The organism is bacterium, from assembly GCA_016873475.1.
In the GTDB taxonomy this organism is placed as follows: domain Bacteria; phylum Krumholzibacteriota; class Krumholzibacteriia; order JACNKJ01; family JACNKJ01; genus VGXI01.
In genome coordinates this window covers 1-1,695 of the sequence record VGXI01000402.1, presented here as the reverse complement: position 1 = coordinate 1,695, position 1,695 = coordinate 1, and the positions used below count along the sequence as shown (strand labels likewise).

Here is a 1,695-nt window from a genome sequence, read left to right as displayed (position 1 = left end):
CGTTCGCGCTGGAGGCCATGAACCCGAACGCGCTGCTCCTGGGCGCGCAGGACAACGGCACGAACCGCAGCACGAGCGGCGCGGCGAACGACTTCTTGAACATCTACGGCGGCGACGGCTTCGGGCCCCTGGTGCACCCGACGAACTCGCAGCGCATCTGGGCGCAGTACCAGTACGGCGGGCTGGGCTACTCGTCCAACGGCGGCGGCTTCTTCTCGGGGGCGACGGGCGGCATCGGCGGCAGCGACCGCATCGCCTGGAACGCGCCGCTGATCCAGGATCCCACCAATGCGGACCGCCGCTACTTCGGCACCAACAAGGTCTACCGCAGCGCGAGCAACACGAGCTGGACGGCCGTGAGCAGCGACCTCACGGGCGGCCCGCACGCGGGCAACCCCGGCCAGGTGCGCGGCACGCTCACCGCGCTCGCGGTCTCGCCGCTGGACGGCCAGGTGCTCTGGGCGGGCAGCGACGACGGCTACGTGAACGTGAGCGCGAACGGCGGCACGAACTGGACCAACGTGGCGGCGACGCTTCCCGACCGCTGGGTGACCAGCATCCACGGCGATCCCTTCGACCGCGAGACGGCCTACGTGACGATCTCCGGCTTCCGCTGGGCGGAGGCGCTGCCGCACGTCTTCCGCACGACGGACCTGGGCGCCACCTGGGAGCCCATCGCGGCGGGCCTGCCCGAGGCGCCGGCCAACGACCTCATCCCCGATCCGGCGACGCCGGGCCGGCTCTGGCTGGCCACGGATGTCGGCGTCTACTTCACGCAGGATGGCGGCGCGAGCTGGGCGATGCTCGGCCCCGACCTGCCGAACGCAGTGGTCAGCCATCTCGGCTTCGATTCGGTGAATCGCCTGCTCTACGCGGGCACCTACGGGCGCAGCGTCTTCACCTGCGCGGTGGACGAACTCACCGCGGCGCCGCCGGCCGAGCTCGCCGGGGCGGGGCGCCTGCTCGCGCCCTATCCCAATCCGAGTGCCGAGGGGAGCTGGCTCGCCTGGAGCCTGGCCGAGCGCGGCGAGGTGGAACTCGCCGTGTACAGCGTGGCCGGGCGACGGGTATGGTCGGGCCGCGCAGCGGCCGGCGCGGGCGAGGGACGGCTCTTCTGGGGCGGCGTCGACACGCAGGGCGAGCGCCTGCCGAGCGGTGTCTACCTGGCGCGGGGCACCGCAGCGGGGCGGCCGCTGGGGATGGCGGCGGTGACGATTCGTCGCTAGACTTCCGAGGACGAAGGGAGGGGGGAAATGAAGCGACTTGCAGGATTGCTGGTGTTGCTGGTTCCGCTCTCGGCATTGGCGTGGGAGGAGCCGATCCTCTGGCTCACCACGGACGCGTATCCCGACGAGCATGGCGAGTTGTACGGCTGCTCCTATGATCTGCAGTCGCCCTTTCTGACGATTCCGGTCTACCTCTTCGCCGAGACGATCGGGACCGGCGTCGAGACCGTCGCTGGCGTCGAGTTCCGCCTCGACCACCTGCCCGGCCTCGCGCAGGGCCTGCTGGTGACGCACACCTGGCACACGCTGCTCGTCGACGGCGACCCGGCGGTCGGCGTGGCGCTCACCTTCGATCCGCCGCTGGCGGCGCACTGGCGCGTGGCGCTGGGGCGCGTGGACCTCTTCGTCCTCTCGACGACAGCTCTCGGCGACGACTGGCGCTTCGGCGTCGCGCCTTCTCTGATCTCGG

Annotated in this window: 2 protein-coding genes; both read left to right on the top strand. The window is 71.3% G+C overall.

The window, feature by feature from the left end:
• Positions 1-17: 17 nt before the first annotated feature.
• The gene (locus tag FJ251_16170) at positions 18-1,226 is read left to right on the top strand and encodes a hypothetical protein (protein ID MBM4119236.1); all 1,209 of its coding nucleotides are present in this window, start codon (positions 18-20) and stop codon (positions 1,224-1,226) included.
• A gap of 27 nt (positions 1,227-1,253) precedes the next feature.
• Positions 1,254-1,695, top strand: a 442-nt coding sequence (locus FJ251_16165; GenBank protein MBM4119235.1) for a hypothetical protein, incomplete at its 3' end; no start/stop codon positions are given.